The following is a 25,331-nucleotide window of genomic DNA, read 5'->3' as shown; positions in this document are numbered from 1 at the left end:
GGGAGTCGTAGCTTCTTGAATGGCGTAGCCGGACCCCCCTGGGCGCGCCAGGCGGGGTTGTTACGCCTTTGCGCCCAGGCAGGTCCGGCTACGCCCAGGCAGAGTGAGCTGCTTTCCAGCAGGGAACCCCTTATTGATCCCCAGGGGGAAACCAACTCGTATTGAAAGTCTTTGAAGGGGGCGGCACCGGGGGAGGCTCGGGCCGCAAAGGCGTAAAAAAAATCCCGCCTGGCGCGGGCCGAGCTTCTCCAGGTGACGCCGAAAACCAAAATAACATACGAGGAACACAGGGAGTCGTAGCTTCTTGAATGGCGTAGCCGGACCCCCCTGGGCGCGCCAGGCGGGGTTGTTACGCCTTTGCGCCCAGGCAGGTCCGGCTACGCCCAGGCAGAGTGAGCTGCTTTCCAGCAGGGAGCCCACTTATTGATCCCCAGAGTGAAACCAACTCGTATTGAAAGTCCTTGAAGGGGGCGGCACCGGGGGAGGTTCGGCCCGCAAAGGCGTAAGAAAATCCCGCCTGGCGCGGGTCGAGCCTCACCAGGTGCCGCCGAAAACCAAAATAACATACGAGGAACACAGGGAGTCGTAGCTTCTTGAATGGCGTAGCCGGCCCCCCCTGGGCGCGCCAGGCGGGGTTGTTACGCCTTTGCGCCCAGGCAGGTCCGGCTACGCCCAGGCAGAGTGAACGGTTCGGGGTGTGGTGAAGGAAAGGAGAGACTACGGTTCCTTACCGGGCCTCTTTCTTCATGAGCCTGGTGAGTCTGACGGCCTTTTTGACCTCCACGAGGGCGAGCACCTCTCCGGCCTTCTTCGGCTTCATGCTGGCGAGGATGAGCACGGCCATGTCGTCGTCGAGCTCTTCGAGCCTTTCGGCCGCCTCTTCGGAACTCATGGCCTCATATATCTTTATTATGCGCGCTATCTTCTCGGACCTCGCCGCCTGGAGTCGCTGGAGGGCGGCCTCGGCCTCGGCCCTCACCTTCTCGAGCCTTGCGATGCGCGCCTTGATCTCGCTGTCGAAGGCGGCGAGCCTCTCTTCCCTTGTACGCAGCTCCCTTTCGCGCTCGTCGAGCTGGGTCCTCATCCTCTTGATGGCGTCGAGGAGGGTGCGCTCCCGCTCACTGCCCTCGACGAGCTCCTTTACGGTCGAGCCGTCCGCCTCGGTGGCGCGGTCTGCAGGCCCGGCGGCAACGGCATCGGGCCCGTGGCTCCCGTCGGAGGCGGCCTCGGCCGATGCCCCAGCCGCCGGGGCTCCGGCCAGCACCTCAACGGCGTCGAAACCGGCAAGCCCCGAGACGAGCCACACCGTGAGCACCATGACCTTGAGCGCAACGACGGCAGTCAGGAATCTATAAAGCATCGCCGCTTCCTTTCTTGAACCTCGCCAGGTAGAGCTCGTCGGCGAGGCGCTGTTCGGCCCTGTCGACCCTCCGCGCGTGGAGTTTTAGGGCCTTCTCCTTCATGGTCTCTATGAGCTTTTTCTCCCTTGCCGCCTCGGCCAGCGCGGCCCTCTTCTCGGCGAGGTGGGCCTCCACCTTGTCGATGATCCGCCTCTGCCCGGCTATGTGCTCCTTTACCGACGAGAGGTAGCCGCTGTACATGGTCCACCGGTCGAGCTCGCCCCTTGCCTTGAGTGCGTCGAGCTCGCCGCAGGCCTTGAGGTAGAGGGCCTCGAGCTCATCGAGCTTTCCGCGCTCTTCGTCGAGAAGACGCAGGGCCTCGGCGTACTCCCTCCGTGAAAACTCCTCGATCCGCTCGCGGTAGCGCAAGAGGGGTTCGAGCTTGAAGTCGAATCGCGGCATGCCGTGGTGCCTCCTCTCCGTGGCGGCGCCGCTCCCGCGGCCCCTTGGCCTACACCGGCAGGCTGTAGAGGGCCTGGATGCTGTCGTCGTAGTCCACGCGCTCCGAGATGTCCTGCCTCAGAAAGGCGTTTATCCTGTCGATTGCCTCGATGGCGTGGTCCACCTTCGGATCGCTACCCTTCTTGTAGGCTCCGATGCTTATCATGTCGTAGGCCTTCATGTAGGTAGCCACCGTGGACTTGACCTTCATGGCGAAGTCGCGGTGCTGGGGAGGAACTATGTCCATCATCACGCGGCTCACGCTCGAGAGTATGTCGATGGCCGGATAGTGTCCCTGGGCGGCGAGCTCCCTTGAGAGCACCACGTGGCCGTCGAGTATGCCGCGTGTCGCGTCGCCTATGGGGTCGTTCACGTCGTCGCCCTCGACGAGTATGGTGTAGAAGGCCGTTATGGTGCCCTCCCCCTCGCAGGTGCCGGCCCTTTCGAGAAGCCGCGGAAGAAGGGCGAAGACCGACGGGGGATAGCCCTTCGACGCCGGCGGCTCTCCGGCCGCAAGCCCGACCTCGCGCTGGGCCATGGCGAACCTGGTGATCGAGTCCATCATGAGGAGCACGTCCCGGCCCCTGTCCCTGAAGTACTCGGCTATGGCCGTGGCCATGAAGGCGGCCCTCATCCTTATGAGCGGGGGCTGATCCGAGGTGGCCACGACGAGCACCGATCTCCTGCGCCCCTCCTCGCCCAGGTCCCTCTCGATGAACTCCTTCACCTCCCTGCCGCGCTCGCCCACCAGCGCGATGACGTTCACGTCGGCCGTCGTGTAGCGGGCCATCATGCCGAGCAGCACGCTCTTGCCCACGCCGCTTCCCGAGAAGATCCCCATGCGCTGGCCCTTGCCGATGGTGAGAAGGCCGTTCACGGCCTTGATGCCCACGTTGAGGGGCTCGGTGATCCGCCGGCGCAGAAAGGGATTTATGGGGTCGGCGTACAGGGGATACTCGTCCTCCACGTCCAGTGGACCGAGACCGTCTATGGGGTTGCCGAGACCGTCGAGTGTGCGCCCCAGAAGCGACTCACCCACGCCGACGGCCACCCTGCGGCGCTTGGTAACGATCTTGCTGTCCGTGCCCACGCCGCGCACGTCGCCAAGCGGCATGAGTATGATCCTGTCGTCCGAGAAGCCGACGACCTCGCTGGGTATGGGCTCGCCCTCGCCCTTTGGAAAGACGTAACAGAGCTCTCCGACGCTCGCCCCCGGTCCGACCCCCTCCATGACGAGACCCACCACCCTGGTTACACGGCCGTTCACCTTTATGGGGTTCATCCGCTCTATGACCCTGCGGCGGTGCCGGAGCCGCGCAACGATCTCGTCACTCTTCATCGGTGAGCCTCTCCTCTATGTCGGCGAGCAGGCCCTCGACCGTTGCGTCCACCTCTCCGAAGGCGGTCTCCACGATGCAGCCGCCCCTGGTGATCGCGGCGTCGCTCTCGATGCGAAGCCCCCCGGAGCCGTCGCCGAAGCGCCCGAGGCTGCCTGCGTGCTCCATGAGCAGCTCCGCGTCCCTTGGGTTCAGCCTCACAACGACCGTGCCGCTCGTGACCGTGGCCCTCAACGCCTCCTTTACGAGCGAGACGATGGACGCCTCCGATGTCTCGAGCTCTCGGTGGACGACCTTCCGGGCGATGGTCATCACAAGGGCCACGATCTCGGACTCGCAGGCGCGGTACAGCTCCTCGCGCAGCGAGGCCAACTCTTCAATGAGCCGGTCGAGCGAGCCGAACTTGGCCTCGGCCTTTTGCCTCCCGAGCTCGAAGCCCGCCTTCTCGCCGGCCTCGAAACCCTTTTCATAGGCCTCGCGCTCCACGCCGCCGAGCGGTCCGCCCACGAGGTCGTCGTCCGCAGGCGGAGCGGCCGCCCCACCCTTGTCGAGCCTGCCCGGCACGAAGGGTTCGATCTTCTCGGCCTCGGCATATCCGACCTTGATGATCTTCGACTTAGACGTAGACTTCACCGCCGCCGCCGCCCCTGCCCTCGCGCATGAGCTTGCCTTCCTGCTCGAGCCTTCGGGCCACCTTGACTATCTCCTGCTGGGCGGCCTCAACGTCGCTGAGCTTCACCGGTCCCTTGCTCTCCAGGTCCTCCTTGAGCATCTCGGCCGCTCGCTCCGACATGTTGCTGAAGAACTTCTCCTTGAGGGCGTCGTCGGCGCCCTTGAGCGCCATGGTGAGCGTGTCGGTGCTGAGCTCCTTCAAGACCTGCTGGAGTCCCTTGTCGTCCACTATCATGAGGTCGGAGAAGACGAACATCTTCTCCTGTATCCTGGTGGCTATGTCGGGGCTGGCCTTCTCTATGGTCCCGATTATGGAGCCCTCGAGCGAGGCGCCGACCTGGTTCATTATCTCGGCGGCCGCCTTCACGCCGTCCACGGCGCGGCCCTGTCCACCGGTGCTCGCATCGACGACCTGGTTTCTCACCACCTCCTCGAGCTCCTTGAGCGCCGAATAGGGGATCCTGTCCAGGGTGGCCACCCGCAGCATGACCTCGCCGCGCAGCCTCTCGGGAAAGTGTTCGAGCACCTGGGCCGCATGTTCGGGGTCGAGGTAGACCATTATGAGGGCGATTATCTGGGGATGCTCGAGCTTGAGCATGTCGGCCACCATGGCCGGCGCAAGCCCCTTGAGCGCCTCGATGCCTCCCTCGCCGGCATCGTATCCGGCGCGCTCGAGGATGGCCTCGGCCTTCTCCGGTCCAAGGGCCTTGATGAGGGCGTTGCGCGCGAAGTCGCTCCCCTCGACGAGCACCCCGGAGCTCTCCACCGTCTCGAGGAACTCCCTGTCCACCTCCTCGACCATCTCCCTCGTTATCTCTCCGGCCTTCACGATGGCGGAGCTCAGGCTCTGTATCTCGTTTGTCGAGAGGTGCTTGAAGACCTCGGAGGCCACGTCCTCGCCGAGGTACATGAGGAATATGGCCGCCTTGTCGACGCCGGAGAGCTTGTCTTCCTTGGCCATCGTCACTCCTTGAGCCAGCCGCGCAGGACCTTTGCGGCCTGCTTGGGGTTCTGTCTCACGAGATCAACGATCCTCTGCCTCATCTCGTCGTCTCCGCCCCTCGACTCTCCCGCCGCCGAACCCTCGCCGGCTCCGAGCGAGAGCTGGCCGCCCTGGCCGCCAGGCAGGGCGAGGCTGCGCTGTATGGTCTCGAGCGCCTCGCTCTCCTCGGAGAGCCTTCTCACGATGGGCCTGAGCACGAACATGACCGTGAATATGACGGCCGCCGCCACGCTTCCGTACTTCAAGGCCATGGGCAGCAGGTTGGACGAGGGCGGAGGCAGCGGGGCCAGGTCGGCCTCGGCGAAGGCCGTGCTCGCCTCGAAGGGCGAGCTCACGATGCTTATGACGTCGCCGCGCTCCTCGGAGAATCCCACGGCCGCCTTGACGAGGGCCTCGAACTCCCTCAGCTCCTCTTCGCTTCGGGGCACGTACTTGCGCGTCTGGTTGCCCTCGGCGTCGGTCACCGTCTCGTAGTCGCCGTCGACGAGCACCGATACGGTAAGGCGCCTTATCTCGCCCATGGGCTCTATGACGCGGCTTACGACCCTGTTTATCTCGTAGTTTACGACCTCGTTCTGCTTCTGGGTGGTGGAGTTCGTGGCCGGCTGCGCGGCCGCGGCGGCTCCGGGCAGGTTCGACGCCGCGCCGGGCACCCCGCCAGCGGCGGTGACACCGGCGGCCTTCTCCTTGGTGCGCTGCTCGCTGCGGACCACCTGTCCGTCGGGGTCGTAGCGCTCCTCGGTCTTCTCGACCCGCCTGGTATCGACGTCGACGGTCACCCTGGCGGCGACCCTGTTCATGCCCACGGCCTTCTCGAGCATGGACTGAACCCGCGTTTCGAGGTCCCGTTCGAGGCTTCGCTTGTAGTCGAGCTGTGCCATGGTCAGGCCGAACCCCTCGGCCTCGTTGTCGGACCTGGTCCACATCCTGCCGGCCGTGTCCACGATGGTCACGTCCTCGGCCCTGAGGTTCTCTATGCTTCCGGCCACGAGGTGTACTATGCCCCGTATCTGGCTGGCCGTGATGCGCCGGCCGGGCCGCAGCTTTATGACGACCGAGGCGCGCGGCCGCTTTTCGTCGTCGAGGAAGGCGCCGCGGTCAGGTATGGCCAGGTGGACCCTGGCCGCCTCGATCTCGTTTATCTGGGATATGGTCCTTGCGAGCTCTCCCTGCAGGGCCCTGCGGTAGTTGACCTTCTGGACGAACTCGGTCACGCCGAAGCCCGTTTCGTCGAAGATCTCGAAGCCCACGGAGCCGCTGCCTGGAAGCCCCTCGCCGGCGAGCTCCATGCGCACCTCGTAGACCATGGAGCTCGGAACGGTCACGATGCCGTGCTCCACCCTGTAGGGGATGCGTTTTTCCTTTAGCTTCTCGACCACCGCCGCCGAGTCGGCCTCGCTGAGCCCGGAGAAGAGGACCTGGTAGTCGGGCTGCTGGACCCACAGGGCGAGGACGACGATGAGCGAGACGGCGGCCGCAGCCATGACTATGAGAAAGAGCAGCCTGCCCGATCCGAGATTTTTCAGGTTGTCCGCAAGTGCTGCCATGGCTTGTTCCTCTCGATGTTAGACCTGCATCCTCATTATCTCCTCGTAGGCCTTCAGTATCTTGTTACGCACCTGGACCATCATGTTGAAGGAGACGTTGGCCTTCTCGGCGGCGATCATGGTGGCGTGGATGCTCTGGTCCTCGCCCTTTGCAAGCTTCTCCATGGCCTTTCCAGCCTCGTTCTGGAGCTCGTTCACCTTGTTTATGCTCTCCTTGAGGAGCTTGCTGAAGCTCTCGGCCTCTCTCCCCCCGTCGGCCGCCCTGGGGGCGGCGGCGCCCTGCTGGCCGCTGAGTATGCCTTTTATCGAATCGACCATGATTGAAGACCCCCCGTAAACGGATACCGGCGTCCTACGACCCTATCTCGAGGGCCTTGAGCACCATGTCGCGGCTCGCCTTGAAGGCCGTCACGTTGGCGTCGTAGCTGCGGCTTGCCGCTATCATGTTGACCATCTCCTCGACGGTGTTGATGTTGGGCATGGCCACGTAGCCGTCGGCGTCGGCGTCGGGGTGGGACGGGTCGTGGACGTACTTGAAGGGCCGCTGGTCGAGGATTATGGACTGGACCCTCACGGCGGCGGTGCCGTCGCCGCCGCCGTAGCTCGCCCTGAGTATGTCGCCGAAGCTTCGCTGCGGAACAGGGGCGAAGACGACGTCGCGGCGGCGGTAGGGCCCGCCCGTGGCCGTGCGCGTGGTGTTGACGTTGGCCAGGTTGCTCGCTATGACGCTCATCCGCAGGCGCTGGGCCTCCATGCCCGAAGCGCTTATGTCGAACAGACTGAACATCCCTTCCACCTCCTCCAATCGATGGGCGGGGAGCGGCCTCAGCGGCCGCCCTCCTTGATGGCGTTCATGAGGGACGAGAACTTGCCCTTCACAAAACGTATGAGTATGTTGTAATGGAGGTAATTCTCCGAGAGACGGACCATCTCCGACTCCATGCCCACGGTGTTGCGGTCGTAGCCCGGCAGCTCGCCGCCGCGCTCGATGATGCGCGGCGCGGGACGCCCCCCGGAGACGCCCGGCGCGGAGAGGTGCCTGGCGTTCGTCCTCACAAGGGCGGGGCCGCCGGAGAAGGTGTCGCCCAGCGAGCGGGCGAGCTCTCTGCTGAAGTCTATATCACGCGCCCGGTAGCCCGGCGTCTCCTGGTTCGCTATGTTCGAGGCCAGCACCTTCTGGCGCGCCGCCCTCAGGTCGAGGGCGTTCTCGAAGAGTGTGAGCCTCTTGTCGAAGAGTCCCTTGATCACGGTCCCACCTCCGCGGGGGAAGGCCCCCCCTCCTAACGGTTCAAGCAATATCCGTGCCAGCACCTAAGTGCCTGTTTTCGCGCCACTCGGCCGCGAGGACCGGCGCCGTGAGGAGGAAAAAATGACCTACCCCGTCAAAATCCGGTCATACTCCTTGAGCTTGTTGCGAAGCGTCCTGACCGATATGCCCAGCAGCTTCGCGGCCCTTGTGCGGTTGCCGTCCACCTCGTCGAGGGTCCTGAGTATCAGTCCCCGCTCCATCTCCGAGATGGTCGTCCCCGGCCCGGGCGTCCCCTCCCGCGCGCCGCCGGCCCCGGCCCGGGAGGCCGGGGCCTGTGCGCCGGCCGCCGCCGGCTCGAAGCACCGGGGCTCAAGCCTTGTGCCGCTGCACAGGAGCACGGCCCGCTCCATGGTGTTCTCGAGTTCCCGCACGTTGCCCTTCCAGGGCAGCCCCTTGAGGAGTTCGAGGGCCTCGGGCGTTATCTCTTCCACGGTCTTGGAGTACTTGGCTGCAAAGCGCCTCATGAAGTGTTCCGCCAGGTGCACGATGTCGTCGGGCCGCTCGCGCAGCGGCACAAGCGTTATGGGAAATATGTTGAGCCTGTAGTAGAGGTCCTCGCGGAAGCGCCCCTCGGCGACCTCGGCGGCCATGTCCCTGTTGGTGGTCGCCACGATCCTCACGTCCAGCGGCACCGGCCCCTTTCCTCCCAGGCGCTCCACCTCCTTTTCCTGGATGACCCGCAATAGCTTCGCCTGGAGCCTGAGGTCCATCTCGCTTATCTCGTCGAGGAGGATCGTGCCGCCCTGGGCCTGCTCGAAGCGTCCCCGGCGCATCTCCACCGCACCCGTAAAGGCCCCCTTCTCGTGGCCGAAGAGCTCGCTCTCGAGCAGGTTTTCCGGTATGGACGCGCAGTTGACGGCGACGAAGGGTTTCTCGGCCCTCGGGCTCCTGCCGTGGATGAAACGGGCCAGCAGCTCCTTGCCCGTGCCGCTCTCGCCGTTTATGAGCACCGTTGCGTCGCTCGCCGCCACCGTGGCGGCCATGGAGATGATCTTCCTCATGGCCGGGTCCACCGTTATGAGCGAGCGCCCCCTGGTCTCGAAGCTCTCGAGCTCCCGGCGCTGGGAGAGCGCCTTGGCGACCATGGTCTCCAGTGCTTCGAGGGTGAAGGGCTTGAGTATGAAGTCGAAGGCCCCGGCCTTGACGGCCTCGACGGCCTTCTCCACGGTCCCGAAGGCCGTGATGAGGAGCACCGGCGTCTCCGGCGAGGTCCCCTTCACGGCCCTCAACACGTCCATGCCGTCCATTCCTGGCATCTTCATGTCGCTTATGACCATGCGGTAGGCCCCTTCGCCGAAGAGGTCCATCCCCTCGTCGCCGCTCTCGGCGGCGTCGACCCCGTAGCCGCGCCGCCGCAGGGCCTCTTCGAGGGCCGCCCTCATGGCCGCGTCGTCGTCTATGACCAGTATGTCCTTCATAAGCGCCGTCACTCCCTGTGCGCCGGGGCGAGCCTCACGATGAAGGCCGCGCCCTTTCCCGGTCTGCTCTTTACGTCTATGGAGCCCCTGTGGGCCTTTACTATCGTGTCCACTATGGCGAGGCCCAGTCCCGTGCCCTTCTCCTTTGTCGTGTGGAAGGGGTCGAATATGCGGTCGAGCTGGTCGCGTGGTATGCCGGGGCCGTCGTCGCGCACCTCGATCTCCGCTCTGTCGGCGCCGCTTCGCCTTACGATAAGACGCACGGTTCCGCTTCGTCCCACGGCGTCGAAGGCGTTTATGAGGAGGTTGACGAATACCTGGGAGAGCAGGGCCCTGTCGCCCATGACGAGCCCGTCGCCCCGGTAGTCCCTGAGGACCTTCACGCCGTCGGCCGCGCAGCCGCGCACGGCCGTCAGCGCCTCGTCGAGGACCTCGCGGACGTCGACCGCAGCGAGCCGCGGCTCCGGCACCCTGGCGAAGACGAGCATGTTGCCAAGCAGAGTATCCAGTGTCTTCACCCCCTTGGCTATATGGGCGGCGTAGCGGCCCGCCTTGCCCGCGCCGTCCACCTCTTCCTCTATGAGCGAGGCGAATATGCCGATGGACCCCAGAGGGTTGCGTATCTCGTGAGCTATCTTGGCGGCCATCTCACCCATGGCCGCGAGCCGGCGGTGGCGCTCAAGTGCCCTGTTCTTCTCGGCCAGCTCCTTTTTGAGCGACGCCACGCGCCGCTCAAGCCTCGCATACTGGGTCTCGAGCTGGCGCGACGCCTCCTGGAAGCTGTTGAAGGCGTCGTTGAGCAGTTCGACCTGGAGCCTTTCGACCATCGGGCCGCCTCCCTTCTCAGATATCACCGGACGGCTCCTTCATGACCACCTGGGCCCATGCCCTGTAGAGGTCGTCGTCGCCCCCCATGAGCTCGCCGAGCACGGCGTCCCTGTCTTCCTTTCTCTCCATCGCCTCGTAACTTGCGGCGATGCGGTACTTTATCCATTCGAGGTCCGCGCCTTCGCCGCCGACGGCGGCGGCCTTCTCGTAGAGGGCCACGGCCTCTTCGTAGCGGCCCGAGGCGAAACGCATGTCGGCGGCGCCGGTATACGCCCGTCCCGCGGCGCCGGCATCACCCTCCTCCGAGAAGAGCCCGGCGGCCTTCATATAGAGCCTTTCGGCTTCCCCGTAACGGCCGAGCCTTGAGAGGGCGTAGGCCTTGAGCATCGAAAGGTCGGGCCTGCCGCGGGGGACTGCGTAGGCGGCCGCCTCTTCGTAGTCGCCGGATAAGAAGGCGGCCTTGAAGAGCATCTCCTCGGCCTCCCGCCGGCGGGCTTCCTCCTTGAAGAGCTTGTCGTAGTCGCGCAGCAGCTTTATCACCGCGGCGGCGTCGCGCTGTCTCAGGTAGATGCGTCCGAGCATGAGGGTCGCCTCGCCGGCTACGGCGTCGTCGCCGAGCTTTACGGCCTGCTTGAGCACGTCCACGGCGTCGGCGTCGAGACCTATCTTTACGAGCGACGAGGCCACGGCCATGAAGGTCCCGGCCTTCTCGCCGAAGGGCACGTACCTGCCGTAGCGCAGGTTGAGCTTGGCCACCCCTATGTAGTCGCCTTCCTCGTAGAGCCGCCTTATCCAGCGGCCGACTATCCTGCCCTTGAGCTCGACGGCCCTCTTGGCGAGCAGGTCCGAGGGCCGCCTTTGCACCATCTCGCCGGCCATGTCGAAGGCCTCGCCGTACTCGCCGCGGTCGATGAGGATGTCGATGAGGGAGAGGAAGGCGGCCTCCGCGCCGCTGCCTCCGCTGTAGGCCACGTCCCTGTAAATCTCCTCGGCATCGCGCTTTTTGAGGTCGTCGCCCGAGGAGATATAGAGATCGGCCAGCGCAAGCCTCGCCGCCTCGAGCCCTTCTCCCCCCTCTTTCAGACGCCCGGCGAGCTCTTCGTAGATCCTCCCGGCCTCTTCGAGCTTACCGTCGAGCACGAGGCTGTCGGCCCGCCGGACGGTGAAGAAGGCGCCGAGAAGCGGCTCCCTGCCGTGGATCCTCGCCAGGTCCCCCCACGACGCCGCGGCCTGAGCGTAGCGTCCGGCCACCATGTTCATCTCGGCCATGCTCATGAGGGTCACCGGGTCGCCGGCGGTGGAGCTGCTGTAGATGCGCCAGGCCCTCTCAAAGTCGTGGCCGATGAGGAGGGTGTTGGCCAGCCACTGCCGCGCCCCTGGATGGCCGCCCTCGGCCGCCCTCTCGAACTCCGCGCGGGCGTCGCCGTAGCGTCCCATGAAGTAGAGGATGAGCCCGCGCCTGAAGACCGCCCCCGTTGCGACGGCGGACTTGCCGCTACCCGCCGCCCTGGCGTAGTAGCCCAGGGCCTCGGGCTCGAAGCCGAGCTCCTCGTAGTAACCGCCGAGGACGAAGTAGCCCAGGGCCGCGTACTCGTCGGCGCCGTGGTCTCTCAGCGTGCGGGCCAGCTCGTCGGGGTCCTTGCCGCTGTAGAGGAGATAGAGTATGGCGTTGAGGAGCTTAGCCCTGTCGGGCTCTCCCGTGGCCTTGAGCCTGTCCACGTGCGAGACGACCTCCTTTACGAGACCGTCCATGTCCGAGGCCGTAACGCCGAGCTCCTCGTAAAAGGCGTCGAACATGGCGGCCCTCGTCTCCAGTATCTCGTCGCGCAGCATCCCCACGACGCGTTTCCTGTAGACCCAGCGCCAGCCCGAATCGAACATGAGACGGGCCGCCATGCCCTTGTAGACGAAGCCGTCGTGCTTGCTCCTGACAGCGGGCGGCGGCGTTTGGGGCGCCTGCGGGCCCGCCCGCTTGCCGGCGGGATAGAAGTCCACGATGACCCTGAAGGGTTTTCTGCGGATGCTGCGCCTTACGCGGCCGAGCCCCCTGGACTCGATACGCAGGGTCGTGACGGCGGCCCCGTCCCCGCTCTCCACGCCGGAAGCGCCGGTTATGCGTATCATCGACGTGGAAGGGAGGGGTTCGGGCAGACGAGGCGAAGCGCCGCTCAGGGTGAGCGTCACCGTCTCTCCCCTGCGCGACATATCGACCTCTACGGGCCGGCTCAGCTCCACCACGAGACGGTGAAAGCCCCGGTGTACGCCTGTGCGGAGCGCCCTTATCCGCGCATCGCCGGCGGCCGGGGCGCTCAGGATGGCCCTCTCGTCGCCGGCCGCGGTGTCGACGAGAACGACGTTCGGGGCCCCGGCCCCGGGGCTCGCCGCCGCCGGAGCCGGGGCCTCGTCGTCGTCCTGGCGGTAGACGTCTATGACTATCCTGAAGGGGTTGCGCCTCGTCGAGCTCTCGACCTTGACCGGTCCCCGCAGCCCCACGACGAGGGTCGCCGAGTCCCTGTCGGACTCGGCGCGGAGCACGTCGAAACGGTTTGTGGCATGGTTTGAGAGGGGGAGTTTCACGGGCCTTACGCCCATCATCGTCACGGCGAGCTCGTCGCCGCGGCGCGTGATGCGGAAGGGCGTCTCGCCCGAAAGCTCTATGACGAGGCGGTGGAAGACGTTGTGACGGCCGACCCTTATGTCCACCACCCGCTCGGCCCCGTCCTCCCGGACGGCGGCCGCGGCGGACGGCGGAAGGAGCGCTCCGCTCAACAGGAGTGCCGCGGCGAGAGCGCGAAGGGGCCGGTATGTGAGCGCCGTGGTTGCAGCCATGGATGAATTCCCCGATGAGGACTTGGATGCGGTCCCATAGAGGGACCTGCCGTACAACTCTAACAAGCAATATTCATGCCAAGACACAGACCGGGGCCGAGCCGGGAGAGGAAAGATAAAAGACGAGATATTACAGGCGGTTAGGAGAAATTGGAGCGGGAGGGAAGGTGGCGGGGCGCGGAAGCCGGGACGCTGCGGTGACAGGGCGCTTGACAGAGGCGGGGCCTAAGAGTCAATTTCATGACTCCACGGTCTCCTTCTCGTCTATCAGTCCCTTTCTCTTCATCTTCTCGATGAGGGTCGTCCTGTTGAGCCTGAGAAAGTCGGCGGCCTTCTTCTTTACGCCGTTTACGCGCCTCAAGGCCGTGAGGATGAGCTCGCGCTCGAAGTTGTCGACCAGGGCGTTGAAGTCCACCCCCTCGGGCGGGATGGTGAACGGCGCCCTTGCGGCGGTGAGCTCCCCGGCCGGGGGCGGCTTGAGTTGACCGCCGCTCCTTCCGGCGAGCATCCGCTCCGGCAGGTCCTTGAGCCCTATCCTGCCGGAGCCCTTGAGCACGACGAGCCTTTCGATGAGATTTTCGAGCTCGCGCACGTTGCCGGGCCAGTCGTAGTTCTCGAAGACGGCGAGGACCTCCGGAGCGAAGCCCGTGATCTTCTTGCCCTTGCGCTCGGAGATCGTCTTTACGAAATGGTCGGCGAGGAGGGTGACGTCTTCGGGCCTCTCACGCAGGGGAGGCAGGACGATGGGTATGACGTTGAGCCTGTAGAAGAGGTCTTCGCGGAAGCGCCTCTCGGCCACCGCCTTCTCGAGGTCCTGGTTCGTGGCCGCCACCACCCGTATGTCCACCTGTATGGTCTTGCGCCCGCCTATGCGCTCGAACTCCTTTTCCTGGAGCACGCGCAGTATCTTGACCTGCAGCGCCGGGCTCATGTCTCCGATCTCGTCGAGGAAGACCGTACCGCCGTCGGCCGCCTCGATGCGCCCTATCTTGGTCGCTATGGCGCCGGTGAAGGCCCCCTTCTCGTAGCCGAAGAGCTCGCTTTCGAGCAGGTCCTCCGGTATGGCGCCGCAGTTTATGGGAACGAAGGGCTTGTCGCTGCGCGAGCTCTGGTAGTGGAGGGCCCTGGCGACGAGTTCCTTGCCGGTGCCGCTCTCGCCGAGGATGAGCACCGTGGAGTCCGTGTCGGCGACCTTTTCTATGATGTCGCGGATGTTCTGAATCGCCTCGCTCGTGCCGAGGATGGCGTCGATGGAGCGGCGCTTCATCTCGCGGCGCAGGCTCCTGTTCTCCTTGGTGAGCGAGTGGACCTCGTAGGCCTTGTCGAGGATGACGAGCAGCTCGTCCTTTTCGTAGGGTTTTCTCAGGTATGTGAAGGCGCCGGCCTTCATGGCGTCCACGGCGCTCTCCACGGTGCCGTAGCCCGTTATGACTATGCAGGCCACGTTGGGGTCCGTCTCCTTCACCCGGCGGACGACCTCTATGCCGTCCATGCCGGGCAGCTTCAGGTCCGTCAGCAGGATGTCGGGGGCGAAGTCCTTGACCATCTCCACGGCCCCTTCGCCCCTGTCCAGGGCCTTCACCTCGTAGCCGGCCATGGCGAGCATCTCGCTCACGGCCTCGCAGACCGACTCGTTGTCTTCAACCAGCAGGACCTTGCGCTTGGCGGTAACCATCATGATGTAAAAGCCCCTGTCAGTTCCGGCCCGCCTCCGGCAGATGGTAACGAAGGAGCGCCCGCGAACTCAAACAACTTGAACAACCGGAATCAAATATGATTATAAAGCATAAGAATCATAATGTCAATATTTTGTCTTGTCTTTCAGGGAAAACAGCGGTCCTATTGGAACGGCGGCCGAAGGGGAGGGGGACGCGGCCCCGCAACCTGCCGTCGCACAAGGAGAAGGCTGTGCCGGTGGAGGTGCCGGAACTCAAGGCGCCGGGACGGACGAGCTTCATGGCGCGGCGCAGTCGGCGTCGCTGCCCCTGAGCTTGTCTATGGCGTGGGCGAGGGCCGGGAGCAGGACCTCGAGGTTCTCGCGCACGGCCCTGGGGCTTCCCGGCAGATTCACGATGAGTGTGGAGCCCCTCGTGCCGCAGACGGAGCGGGAGATCATGGCGTTGGGCGTCTTCTTCAGGCTCTCGGCCCGCATGGCCTCGGCCATGCCCGGCAGCTCGCGCTCGATGACGGCGCGGGTCGCCTCGGGCGTCACGTCCCGCGGAGAGATGCCGGTGCCGCCGGTGGTGAGCACCAGGTCCAGGCCGCGCTCATCGCACAGCTCGATGAGCTTGCGCTCGATGAGCCCGCGCTCGTCGGGTATGACCTCGTAGGCGCAGACCCGCGCCGGGAGCGGGGCGATGAGGCGCTCTATCTCCCTGCCGCTCAGGTCCTCGCGCTCGCCGCGAGAGCCCTTGTCGCTCATGGTGAGTATGGCCGCCCTGATCATGACACCGGGCTCCCGGTGAAGGGCCCGCCGGCGCTCACGGATGCTCGCTCACCCATACCTCGCCTCCGGCCGTGGTCTCCCGTTTCCATATGGGGGTTATGCGCTTGAGCTCGGAGATGGCCCACTCGCAGGCCATGAACGAATCGTTGCGGTGGCGCGAGGCGGCCACGACGAGCACGATGTTCTCGCCTATATCGATGGGGCCTGTCCTGTGGATCACGGCCATCTCGATGATGTTGAAGTTCTCGAGCGCCCGGCGGCGTATCTCCTCGAGTTTCTTCTCGGCCATGCCGGGGTAATGCTCGAAGTGAAGGCCCGTTATCTCCTCGCCGCCCGATATGTCGCGGGCCGTGCCGAGGAAACTCACCACGGCGCCTATGCTCCGGGAGCTCTCCTTGACGGCCCTGACCGTCTCCTCCACGGAGAAGTCCTCCTGCTGTACCCTTACGAGTCCCTTCGATGTCATCTTCTCTCAACCGCCTGAGAATGGTGGCAGGAGGGCGACCTCGTCGCCGTCGGCGATGACGGTGTCGTCCCCTGCGAACTCCTGGTTTACGGCGAGCTTTACGCTCGGGCTTCCAAGCGCCTGGGCGAGGGCCGGGAACTGCTCTGCAAGCGCCTCCCTGAGCCGCGCGGCCGTCACCCCGGCGAGGTCCACCTGCGCCGTCTCGCAGCCGGCCAGGTCCCTGAGATTTGCAAAGAATCTTACCTTTATCATATCGTCTGCGCGCCGTCCGCCGCCCGCGGCCCGGCGGACTCGGAGCCTTCCCCGCGGGAGTCTCCCGCAACGCCTCTCATCTGAAGACCTTCTCCAGGTCCAGTTTCGTGCGCTGCGAGGCCCGGCTGAAGAGGTCGGCGAAGTTGTCCCCGCTGTCGGGATAGATCGAGTAGCCGTAATAGAGCTCCACGTCCCCGTCGGCGAAGGCCTTGCCGAAGTCGGCGTGGCGGCTCGTCGCCTCGGCCAGGGTGGCGAAGACGCGCGAGGCGCGCTCGTCGGTCTCGAGGAGCAGAAAGGCCAGCGTATCCTCGTCGAGTGTGAGGAGCTGGTCGAAGGTGCGCACCTTCTTGCGCGTAAAGTCGATGAACTTGCCGACGAACTCGGCCTTCGCCTCGGGCCGGTACTCCTTGATCCAGGAGAAACGAAGCGTTGCGAGCACGAACTTGCGCGAAAACCTCTTGGCCCTGTTGACCTCCTCCTCCACGCGGCGCTCCACATCGAGGAGCCGGCACTGCGATAGGTCCCGTCCCTCCGACGCCACGGAGAGCGTGCCCTGGCGCAGGTACGAGAGCGCCCGCTCCACGTACAGGGCGAAGCGGGAGAGGAGGCTCTTGTCCACGGCCGTGAAGCCGTAGTTGTCGTGCGTCGTCTCGCTCACCTTGTTGAAGAGGGTCAGCACGCCCGTTATCATGCCCTTCTGGTGGATGGGCCTCGCCATGACGCTCCTTATGAAGGGGCTCCCCTTCTCGGGGTCGAGGCAGACCGTGGTCTCGTTGCGCCTCACGGCCTCGGCGACCACATCCTTCTCCACGGCCAGGAAACGCTCCTTCACCCCCCTGTCGTCGGTGCCGAAGGAAGAGACGACCTGGAAGCGCTGTTTGCCCGCGTCCTTCCGCAGCCTCAGCACGGCGCCCTCGGCCCCGATGAGCATGGCGGCGGCGGTGGTCACCTTGTCCATGAGCTCGCGGGGCTCCCGTATGGAGACGATGTCTATGCCGATGTCGTCCACCGAGAGGAGCTTCTGGATGCGCGCGGCCTCGCGCTCTTCCTCGAGGTGCCTGAGCACGCTGTCGGCCAGATAGGAAGCCGCCTCCCGGAGAAAAGACTCGTAGAACTCGGTGAGCCCCCTGACCGAGCTTATCTGGCCGTTGAGGGTGCCGAGGAAGCGCCCCTTGGCCCGGAGGGGAAAGGAGACATAGGCCCTGCGGAAACGTCCCTCGCAGCACCGGTCGACGAGCACGACCTCCTCGGCGTCCTCCACCGCCACCGACCCCTCGAGCCCTTCGCCCATGGCGAGACTCACGGGCGTTGCGTCCTTCAGGCCGTTTACGCTCGACCCGCCGAGCTCGAGCTTGCGTTTCGTGTCGTCGTAGAGGTATATGAAGGCCGTAAGGCCCGGCACGACACCGGAGAGCTTGCCGCATATCATGCCCAGGCGCTGGCGAAGCGGCACGGTGGAGGACATGAAGAACTCGACGTCCTTGAGGAAGTCGAGCTTGAGCGAGTCGAGCTTCATGTCGTCGAGCTCGATGGCGCGGCGTACTATGGAGGCCGTGATGGATGCGTAGTTGGTGAGGAAGTTGAGGTCCTGCTCGCCGAAGGCGTCTTCCGACTCGTGGGAATTGACATTGAGGACGCCGAGCACCTCGCCTCCCGAGACGAGGGGGACGCAGACGGCGCACTTCACGTCGCGCCTCGTGCCGGGGGGAGCGAAGCCGCCGTCGATCTTGCCTCTTATGAGAAGCGGCTTCTTCTCCTGCACCATGCGGCCCGCTATGCCCGAGCCGATGGGCACGCGTATCTTGCGCCTCACCTCCTCGTCCATGCCGACGGCCACCGGCATGGTGAGCCGCCCGTCGGCGCGGGAGACGAGCATGAGCGAGCCCCTCTCGCCGCGGAGCGACTCCAGGGCCACGCGAAGCACCACGGAGAAGAGCTCCTCGCGCGAAGCGCTCAGATGGAGCGCGTCGGTGATCTCGCGGAGTGTGGCCAGGAGGTCGGCCTCTCTGGCCACGTAGGGGGCGCCGCTTGCGCGGACGCTTACGAGGTTGCGCGCGCCGAGAAGGAGCCTTGCGCCGAGGGGGCTGAGCTTTTCGACGTCCCGCAGGGCCGGGTCGTCGAGGGCCGCCGCCGTCGCCTCGTCCTGGAGCGAGTTGATGATGACCCGCAGGCCCGCCACCCTCTTCAGCTCCTCCAGGTCCGACGATATCTTGAGGTCTATCTGGCCCGAGACCCTGTAGCCCAGCTCTCCGAGCTTGAAGAGCATGGCCTCGCGGTTGGGATCGACTATGAGGGCGAGCTTTCCGAGGGGGTTGTCCTTGAGCAGGAGCGGAAGAAGACTGAGTCCGTCCTTGTCGGCCCCTATGACGGCGACCTTGGGGACATGGTGGTCAAGGGCCTCTATGTTCGCTCCGCCGTCCTTCAATTGCGCCCGTCGCTCTTCTCCAGGATACCCAGTTCGAGGAGATTGTCTATTATGGCGTCCGACCGGGGGTCGAGCGTCCCTTGGGCCGGAGGATGGGGGACCTCTATGGACGCCGTCTGCACGGCCATGCCGGCCGCGTCAGCGGCGGGGGCGGCGCCCTTCAGCCCCCCGGCCGCCTTGTCCGGTGGAATCGTCTCGCTGCCGGCCACAAGCCCCCGCTCAACATCGAAATCGCCCTCTTTTATCGCAATGAGCTTGTCGAAGGCGGCCTTGCCGCGAAGGTCCCTGAAGGTGGCGTGGGTGATAACACCGTCTTTCAGATACACGAGACCGTGCCCCTCCTCGGAGCTGAGGTGCACGGCGGCCGTCTCCCTGCTCGCCGAAAAGACCTCGATTATCTCGACAAGGGCTATGTCCTCGAGCCTGCCCTTTATCCCCATGCCATCTATGTAACAAAAAACGAGCCTCTTGTCAAAGAAAGCCCAGCCCGGGGAAGCTCTGATTAATTGCCCTGGGGGAAACTTTCTGTAGAAAGTTTCCCCCAGACCCCCTTCAAAGACTTTTAATACGAGTTGGTTTCCCCCTGTTTTGCTCGGCAAAACAGGGGGAAACCAACTCGCGTTAAAAGTTTTTGGAGGGAGTCTGAGGGAACCTTTTTACAAAAAGGTTCCCTCAGTGTAATCAAGGCGCGGCGCCGGCCTTTTCGAGGATGCGCGCCACCTCGTTCTGTCCGTTATCCCTTGCCGCCTTGAGGGCCGAATCTCCCATGAAGTCCTTTGCCGAAGGGTCGGCGCCCTTTTCGAGGAGCAGCCTTACAAGGTCGGCGTGGCCCTCCCATGCGGCGAAGATGAGGGCCGTGGTCCCGCTCTTCGTGGAGGCGTTGACGTCGGCGCCGGCGTCGATGAGTTCGGCCGCCGCGGCGGCACGGCCGTTCCTTGCCGCCTCTATGAGGGCCGTGCTGCCGAAGCGGTTCTTCGTATCGGGGTCCATGCCCGCCGTGAGAAAGAGGCGCAGCAGCTTAATGTCGCCCTCGGCGGCGGCGGCGATGAACGAGTCGGCCGTGTAGCGGACCCCCCTGGACTCGATCTCCTTGCGGGCGTCGTCCGGGGTCTTGGAACAGGCCGCAGCCGTGACGAGAAGGATGCCGACAAGGGCGGCACGAACAATCCGGTTCATAACGACTCCTCGATGTTTTTGTTCTTGCCCCCTACCGGCACCGCCTCCGGCAAGCGCAATCGAGATATTTTATCAGAAACCCGACCTCTTTACAATCACAATGGAGAAGTAGTCGGCCTCATCCCCTTCAGCAAGCGCGCCGACATCGCGCAGGACGCGCTCTCCGGGCCAGCCGGCCCTCTCTACGAAGACGGCGCTCTCTGCAAGGCCCGCCTCTTCAATGACCAGGGCCACCTCCCTGGCGGCGCCCTTGAGTTTCATGACCGCCACCGTGTCGAAGCGCTCGAGCGCCTCCTTCAGGCCCTCGGTGTCGCGCGGGTCGGCGATGACGGCCATGCTCTCCCGCCCCTCGACGAGCACGGCGCCGGCCGCAGCGGCGCAGGCGCTTATGGAGGTGACACCAGGTACCACCTTCACCTCCGTCTCCGGGGCCATCTCCCTTACAAGGGCCGCCATGTAGCCGAAGGTGCTGTAGAAGAGCGGGTCTCCGAGGGTGAGGAAGGCCACGTCAGAGGGCTCACGGAGCCTCGATGCGATGCGTCCGGCCGCCGCTCGCCTCGCCCCTCTCCTTACGGCCTCGTCCCTTGTCATGGGAAAGGCAAGCTCCATGATCTCCTTTTCCGAGAGGTCGACGACACTCTCGACGACCGAGAGGGCGAGCCCCGCGCCCTCGGCCCCCGTGGCCGGCACGGCCACCACCGGGGCCCGACCGACGACGCGCACGGCCTCGAGCGTGAGGAGCTCCGGTCTTCCCGGCCCCACGCCCACGCCGTAGAGTGTGGCGGCGACGGCGCTCATCGTCCCCCTGCCGCGCCTCCGTCCGGCTTCCTGCCCCTTACGACGTGGATCGTGTTTTCGGCCTTCATCATCTTCAGTCCCGCGAGCTCCTTCGTCCTCGACACGGCTATGGAGGTCACATCCCACTCCCACCCCCTCCTGCTGAAGAACGCCGCCGCCGCCGAGAGGGTCTCGACGGTAACGGCGTTGACCACCAGGGGAGAACCCGCCTTCAGCCGCCTTGCGGCGCGGGCCATGATGGAGGCCGCGTCGGCGCCGCCGCCTCCAACAAAGACGGCGTCGGGCGCCGGGAGACCCGAGAGGCAGGCCGGGGCCCTCCCCTCGACGACCTCCACGTTCGCGGCGCCGAAGCGCCGCGCATTCTCCTTTATCTCCTCGACCCTCGATGGCTCCTTCTCCACGGCCACGACCCTTCCTGGGCGGCAGAGGAGGGCAGCCTCCACGGCCACGGAGCCGCAACCGGCGCCGATGTCCCAGAGCGTGCGGCCCGGGCCGAGCTCGAGTCTCGACAGCACGGCGAGCCTCACCTCCGGCGCCGTGACAAGTCCGGAGCGGCAGCGGTAGCTGGAGACGGGCAGCCCGATGTGCACGCCCGGCACGACGGGCTCGACGCCCTCAGGCCCCGGTCGGCGACCTTCCCTTTCGAGTATGACGATGTTGGGGTCCGAGGCCGAGTACATGGAGAGGCGGCGCAGCGTACCGGACCATATCCTCTCGCCGTCCATGCCGAGCCTCTCGCAGACATAGGCCCTGTAGCCGGCGAGCCCGGCGTCGAGCAGCGCCCGCGCCAGGCGCGAAGGGGTGTTCTCCCTGTCGGTGAAGACCGCGATCCTCTCGTGGCCGGCGATCCGGCGGACCGCCCCATCGAGCCCCCGGCCCGAGCCGCCGCCGTGCACGCTCACGACGGCAAGCCCCTTCTCGGGGCGCTTGATCCTGGCAAAGGCCTCCTGGACGATGCTCACGTTGGGGATGACCTCCACCATGGGCTCTCCGAAACGCTCTATGATCCGCTCGGCTATGCCGAAGAGCAGGGGGTCTCCGGTGGCGAGCACCACGGCGTGGCGCACCACGGCGCGGCGTCCGCCGGAGCGTTCGAGGTAGGCCGAGAGGGCGTCGAGGAAGGCGTCGACGCCGCCCCTCAACTCGATCCTTTCCCCCTGGAAGCCGGGGAACTCGGCCAGGTGCCTTGCGCCGCCGCCGAGAAGACCGGCCCCGTCGATGAGTCTCATGGCCCGCGACGAGAGCGAGCCCCGCCCCTCGATACCTACGCCTATCACGTATATCACGCGCACCCTCCCGACCGCGGCTCAATGCGCGAAATCGAACAAACCTCCGGCCGACGGCCTCCGTGACTGAGGGAACCCTTTTGTAAAAAGATTCCCTCAGACTGCCCGCGGCGGCCGCCTCGGGGGGGGCTGTACCGGGGGTTCGGGCCGCAAAGGCGTAAAAAAATCCCGCCTGGCGCGGCCCGCCCCCCCGGTACAGCCGGAGACCCGAACAACATACGATGGAGCTGGGGGAAACGCGGGCCTGCGGCCCTTCTACAGAAAGTTTCCCCCAGGGCAATCAAAGCGGCGGCCCTGTTAGGGCCGCCACCTCGTCGTCAAAGCCCACGAGGATCACCCTCACCTCGACGCCGGCACCACGTGCGCCGGCACACCGGGCGCAAGCCCCTTTTCTGACGAGCTCGACCACCTTTCCGTAGACGCCGCGAAGACCCAGCCGGGCGAGCATGAAGAAGGCGTGGCGCGCCGTGTTGGCCCGCTCCACGGCCCTGACCGCGGCCCTGTCGGCGCCAGCCCCCGCCGCGAGGGAGGCGAGGAAAGGGAGGCTCACGGCCGAATCGGAGCAGTGGGTTGCGAAGGCGCCGGAGGCGAGCTTGGTCATCTTGCCGAACTGGGCCGCTATGGTGACGCGCGAGATGGTGGGTCTGCGCCGGAGCTCGTCGAGGGCGAAGCCCATGTGGTCGCCGGTGAGTATGAAGGCCGTCTCCGGGAGGTCGAGCACCGACTGGACGACGCGCTCGCTCGTCCTGCCGGTGGAGAGGACGACCTCCTGGAGGCCGGCCGCCGCGGCCACGTCGAGGGCGCAGCTTATGGAGTGACGGTAGGCGTCGAGCGAGAGGGGCTCTACCACGCCGGTGGTGCCGAGGATAGATATGCCTCCGACGATGCCGAGGCGGGCGTTCATGGTCGCCGCGGCGAGCCTTGCGCCGTCGGGCACGGTGACGGTGACGCGCAGGGCGGGCTGCGGCGCAACGCCCCCGGCCGCCTCGGCAACGCTCTTGCGGATCATCTGCCGGGGCACGGGGTTTATGGCCGGCTCCCCGACCGGCACCTTGAGGCCCGGCTTCGTGACGGTGCCAACGCCCTCGCCGCCGCGGATCTCCACGAAGCCGGGGGCGGCGTCTTCAAGGAGCTCCACGGCCGTGACGATCTCGGCCTTGTCGGTCACGTCGGGGTCGTCGCCGCCGTCCTTTACGACCGTAGCCTCGGCCCTGCCGCCGCTGGCCGCCACCTCCCTGACAGCCACGGCGAGCACACCGCCGCGCGGAAGCGTCACGTCCACGCTTCGGACCCTCTCGCCCCTCAAAAGGGCGAGGGCCGCCGCCTTGGCCCCGGCCGCCGCGGCCGTGCCGGTGGTGAATCCCCGTCGCAGGGCCTTCTTCGGCGCGCCGGGGACGCTCCGCCGGGGAGGGATCATGGAAGAGGGACCTCGATACAGACGGCCTTCAGGCCTTCTCCGCCGCCGCGCCCTTCTCCCAGAAGACCCCCACGAGCACTCCAAGCACCGCGGCCAGGACCAGCCCCTGCATGGTCTCGGCCGTCACCCCGTGGTAGCGCATGGGCTCGATGGCGGAGAGCAGGGAGCCGCCGATGCGAAGGAGCAGCCACAGAAGCGTCGATACGACGACCGCCTTGACTATTCCGCGGCCTGCGGGGAGCCTGTCGTATAGGAGCGCGAGAAAGCCTCCGGTCACGGCCCCGAAGAGCGAGCCGGCGACGGCGAAGGCCGCAAGGTTATGGACCACGCCGCTCTCGTACTCGAATATGCCGGAGACGGCGCCTGCGGCGAAGGATACGACCCCCCACACGGCCCCTGCGGCAAGGCCCGCGGTGAGCCCCCGTCTCAATCGCGATGACGGCTGCGACACGGCGTCCCCTCAATGACAGGGCATACCGATGGTATGCCTGAAGTCGTGGAAGGCGTCGTGCACGCCGGGGGCCACGGCCTCTATTCCGTAGGCGATGACAATCATGGCGCAGGCCACGGCCACGAGAAGCACCGCCTGTCCGGCCGAAGCAGCCAGCGAGCCTTCACCTGAAAAGGTCTTTTCCATAGCCTCTCCTCCTTGGGTGGTTTGCAGGGCCGAAGCGCGGAACGCGGCCCCATGGCAACGGTTACAGGTTGAGCGCCGGCGAGGCGCACTCGATGAGAAGGGCGTTGACGGCCGCCACGGCGGCGCTGGTGCCGCCCTTTCTCCCCGCCGAGGTGATGTATTCGAGTCCCGAGTCCATGAGCGCCTGCTTCGATTCGGCGGCGCCGACGAAACCGACGGGCAGGCCCACGACGAGAGAGGGGCGCGGCCCGCCTTCGGCGGCCATCTTTATGAGCTCCACCAGGGCCGTCGGCGCGTTGCCGATGACGACCACGGCCCCGTCGAGCAGCCCCGCCGCCTTGCGCATCGATGCGGCCGTGCGCGTCATGCCCCTTCGCCTGGCCGCGGCGACGACATCGGCGTCGGAAGAGAAACAGAAGAGCCTGGAGCCGAAGCCCCCGAGCCTTGCGCGCGATATGCCGGCTTCCACCATACGCACGTCGGTTATGACGGGAGCGCCCCGTGCAAACGCCGCGCAGCCGGCCTTCACGGCGCCGGGGCTGAAAGCGAGTATGTCCCTGAAGTCGAAGTCGGCCGTTGCGTGGATGACGCGCTTGACGACCTCGCGCTCCACGGGGCCGAAGCCGGCGAGGTCGATCTCTTCCTCTATGATGCGGAAACTCTCGGCCTCGATGGGATGGCGGTCCGCCGGGGCGGCGCGCCCGTCACCGACCCCTTCGCCCGGGGCCGCGGCCTCCTCTATGCGCTCCACGGCGATGTCCACGAGCCTCGGGTCATAACCGATGTTGCGGGTCATGCGGAAGCGGATGCGGCCGTAGCGCCCTTTCGCCTCGTCGAGCTCGCGGGGGAGGTCCTTGGATACGTGGGCGCCCGTGTAGAGAAAGAACGGCATGAGGGCTATCTCGGTGGCGCCCCTGCCGGCGAGGATATCCACGCCCTTCTGGAAGTCGGGCTCTTCGAACTGGAGAAAGGCCGCCTCCACGAGGTCGTAGAGCCCCCGTCGTCTTATCTCGTCGGCCACCTGCCTGAGCGGCTCATTGGCCTCGCTTATGGGACTGCCGTGGCCGAGAAGGAGCACGGCCTTTTTCGCTGACTGCACCGAGAGAACACCTCCATGGCTGGATCGGACCGGAGTGCTGCGGCTTGCGCCTCCTCCGGCAGGGAACAAAAAACCCGCTCCTTGACAGGTCAAGAGCAGGCCGACGGTCAATCAAAGCCCCCACCTTCTTTACCTTCGAAGAACGTCGTGAGGTCCCGGCGGGGCAGGTCTCCTGACTCACGGTTCACCCTACTCTCCGCACCTTCCCGGCGGCCCTCATGCCGCCAGTGGTCAACAGCGGATTTCGTCCCGTTCACAGTGGCGGGTCCGTTCCCGATTCCCCGCGACGACGCGGGCCACGGGATTCCCTTTCAAGGCCGGTGACGGCGGCCCGCAACGCCCGTCCCATACGCCGGACGAAGAGCCGCGGAGCGTCCCATGGCCACCCCGGGGGATTTCCTTAGGGAAACTCTGATTAATTACCCTGGGGGAAACTTTTTACAAAAAGGTTCCCTCAGTGCAATAAATCAGGGCTTCCCTTATTATCTTTGCCTTTGATTATGGCACTTAGAGGGGGGCAAGTCAAGGGGCAAAAGGTGCGGCGG

The 25,331-nt window shown here is 65.7% G+C and carries 25 protein-coding genes and 1 riboswitch; all 25 genes read right to left on the bottom strand.

From position 1 onward, the window contains the following. Positions 1-727: 727 nt before the first annotated feature. Positions 728-1,360 carry a hypothetical protein gene (locus ENJ37_08750; protein ID HHL40582.1) on the bottom strand — a complete coding sequence of 211 codons (633 nt, stop codon included), beginning with the start codon at positions 1,358-1,360 and terminating at the stop codon, positions 728-730. Next, positions 1,350-1,802, bottom strand: a complete 453-nt coding sequence (gene fliJ, locus ENJ37_08745) for a flagellar export protein FliJ (protein ID HHL40581.1) — start codon at positions 1,800-1,802, stop codon at positions 1,350-1,352. Before fliJ ends, ENJ37_08750 begins: the two co-directional genes overlap by 11 nt. 49 nt (positions 1,803-1,851) lie before the next feature. Then, on the bottom strand, positions 1,852-3,180 hold the full coding sequence (gene fliI, locus ENJ37_08740; GenBank protein HHL40580.1) for a flagellar protein export ATPase FliI: 1,329 nt from the start codon (positions 3,178-3,180) through the stop codon (positions 1,852-1,854). Continuing rightward, positions 3,170-3,811, bottom strand: a complete 642-nt coding sequence (locus ENJ37_08735) for a hypothetical protein (protein HHL40579.1) — start codon at positions 3,809-3,811, stop codon at positions 3,170-3,172. The genes fliI and ENJ37_08735 overlap by 11 nt, the downstream gene beginning before the upstream one ends. Continuing rightward, complete coding sequence (gene fliG, locus ENJ37_08730; GenBank protein ID HHL40578.1) at positions 3,795-4,811, bottom strand: flagellar motor switch protein FliG; 1,017 nt, start codon at positions 4,809-4,811, stop codon at positions 3,795-3,797. Before fliG ends, ENJ37_08735 begins: the two co-directional genes overlap by 17 nt. A 2-nt stretch (positions 4,812-4,813) precedes the next feature. After that, positions 4,814-6,400: a flagellar M-ring protein FliF gene (gene fliF, locus ENJ37_08725; GenBank protein ID HHL40577.1), complete on the bottom strand. Its 1,587-nt coding sequence runs from the start codon at positions 6,398-6,400 to the stop codon at positions 4,814-4,816. 18 nt (positions 6,401-6,418) lie between these two features. Next, on the bottom strand, positions 6,419-6,718 hold the full coding sequence (gene fliE, locus ENJ37_08720; protein ID HHL40576.1) for a flagellar hook-basal body complex protein FliE: 300 nt from the start codon (positions 6,716-6,718) through the stop codon (positions 6,419-6,421). 34 nt (positions 6,719-6,752) lie between these two features. Continuing rightward, positions 6,753-7,187 (bottom strand): flagellar basal body rod protein FlgC, encoded by a 435-nt coding sequence (flgC, locus tag ENJ37_08715; GenBank protein HHL40575.1) that lies wholly within the window; start codon positions 7,185-7,187, stop codon positions 6,753-6,755. A 38-nt stretch (positions 7,188-7,225) separates the two neighbouring features. Next, a complete protein-coding gene (gene flgB / locus ENJ37_08710) occupies positions 7,226-7,711 on the bottom strand; it encodes a flagellar basal body rod protein FlgB (GenBank protein HHL40574.1) in 486 nt (161 codons plus the stop codon). 63 nt (positions 7,712-7,774) lie between these two features. Next, positions 7,775-9,127: a sigma-54-dependent Fis family transcriptional regulator gene (locus ENJ37_08705; protein HHL40573.1), complete on the bottom strand. Its 1,353-nt coding sequence runs from the start codon at positions 9,125-9,127 to the stop codon at positions 7,775-7,777. Positions 9,128-9,135: 8 nt separating this feature from the next. Continuing rightward, positions 9,136-9,981, bottom strand: a complete 846-nt coding sequence (locus tag ENJ37_08700) for a hypothetical protein (protein ID HHL40572.1) — start codon at positions 9,979-9,981, stop codon at positions 9,136-9,138. Continuing rightward, on the bottom strand, positions 9,971-12,784 hold the full coding sequence (locus tag ENJ37_08695; GenBank protein ID HHL40571.1) for a tetratricopeptide repeat protein: 2,814 nt from the start codon (positions 12,782-12,784) through the stop codon (positions 9,971-9,973). The genes ENJ37_08700 and ENJ37_08695 overlap by 11 nt, the downstream gene beginning before the upstream one ends. Before the next feature lie 238 nt (positions 12,785-13,022). Beyond that, a complete protein-coding gene (locus ENJ37_08690; protein HHL40570.1) occupies positions 13,023-14,459 on the bottom strand; it encodes a sigma-54-dependent Fis family transcriptional regulator in 1,437 nt (478 codons plus the stop codon). Positions 14,460-14,738: 279 nt separating this feature from the next. Continuing rightward, on the bottom strand, positions 14,739-15,230 hold the full coding sequence (locus ENJ37_08685) for a MogA/MoaB family molybdenum cofactor biosynthesis protein (GenBank protein ID HHL40569.1): 492 nt from the start codon (positions 15,228-15,230) through the stop codon (positions 14,739-14,741). A gap of 34 nt (positions 15,231-15,264) precedes the next feature. Beyond that, on the bottom strand, positions 15,265-15,696 hold the full coding sequence (locus tag ENJ37_08680; protein HHL40568.1) for a molybdenum cofactor biosynthesis protein MoaE: 432 nt from the start codon (positions 15,694-15,696) through the stop codon (positions 15,265-15,267). Between the two features lie 6 nt (positions 15,697-15,702). Beyond that, positions 15,703-15,948, bottom strand: coding sequence for a molybdopterin converting factor subunit 1 (gene moaD / locus ENJ37_08675; protein ID HHL40567.1), 246 nt, complete (start codon positions 15,946-15,948; stop codon positions 15,703-15,705). Positions 15,949-16,024: 76 nt separating this feature from the next. Next, entirely contained in the window at positions 16,025-18,373 is a 2,349-nt protein-coding gene (locus ENJ37_08670) for a GAF domain-containing protein (protein HHL40566.1), read from the bottom strand. Next, positions 18,370-18,813: a DUF4388 domain-containing protein gene (locus tag ENJ37_08665; GenBank protein ID HHL40565.1), complete on the bottom strand. Its 444-nt coding sequence runs from the start codon at positions 18,811-18,813 to the stop codon at positions 18,370-18,372. The genes ENJ37_08670 and ENJ37_08665 overlap by 4 nt, the downstream gene beginning before the upstream one ends. 241 nt (positions 18,814-19,054) lie before the next feature. Then, positions 19,055-19,549: an ankyrin repeat domain-containing protein gene (locus ENJ37_08660; protein HHL40564.1), complete on the bottom strand. Its 495-nt coding sequence runs from the start codon at positions 19,547-19,549 to the stop codon at positions 19,055-19,057. 72 nt (positions 19,550-19,621) lie between these two features. Continuing rightward, positions 19,622-20,347, bottom strand: coding sequence for a precorrin-2 C(20)-methyltransferase (gene cobI, locus ENJ37_08655; GenBank protein HHL40563.1), 726 nt, complete (start codon positions 20,345-20,347; stop codon positions 19,622-19,624). Then, a complete protein-coding gene (gene cbiE / locus ENJ37_08650; GenBank protein ID HHL40562.1) occupies positions 20,344-21,639 on the bottom strand; it encodes a precorrin-6y C5,15-methyltransferase (decarboxylating) subunit CbiE in 1,296 nt (431 codons plus the stop codon). The genes cobI and cbiE overlap by 4 nt, the downstream gene beginning before the upstream one ends. Before the next feature lie 274 nt (positions 21,640-21,913). Beyond that, positions 21,914-23,050 carry a cobalt-precorrin-5B (C(1))-methyltransferase gene (locus ENJ37_08645; GenBank protein ID HHL40561.1) on the bottom strand — a complete coding sequence of 379 codons (1,137 nt, stop codon included), beginning with the start codon at positions 23,048-23,050 and terminating at the stop codon, positions 21,914-21,916. Between the two features lie 28 nt (positions 23,051-23,078). Continuing rightward, positions 23,079-23,480: a hypothetical protein gene (locus ENJ37_08640; protein HHL40560.1), complete on the bottom strand. Its 402-nt coding sequence runs from the start codon at positions 23,478-23,480 to the stop codon at positions 23,079-23,081. A 30-nt stretch (positions 23,481-23,510) separates the two neighbouring features. Continuing rightward, positions 23,511-23,687, bottom strand: a complete 177-nt coding sequence (locus tag ENJ37_08635) for a hypothetical protein (GenBank protein HHL40559.1) — start codon at positions 23,685-23,687, stop codon at positions 23,511-23,513. A gap of 61 nt (positions 23,688-23,748) precedes the next feature. Continuing rightward, on the bottom strand, positions 23,749-24,897 hold the full coding sequence (locus ENJ37_08630; GenBank protein ID HHL40558.1) for a precorrin isomerase: 1,149 nt from the start codon (positions 24,895-24,897) through the stop codon (positions 23,749-23,751). 33 nt (positions 24,898-24,930) lie between these two features. Beyond that, positions 24,931-25,136, bottom strand: a riboswitch (cobalamin riboswitch). Between the last annotated feature and the right edge of the window lie 195 nt (positions 25,137-25,331).

Source organism: Deltaproteobacteria bacterium (assembly GCA_011375175.1).
Lineage (GTDB): Bacteria > Desulfobacterota > GWC2-55-46 > GWC2-55-46 > DRME01 > DRME01.
Note: the sequence above shows the minus strand (reverse complement) of the source record. Positions and strands in the feature narration are given on the sequence as shown.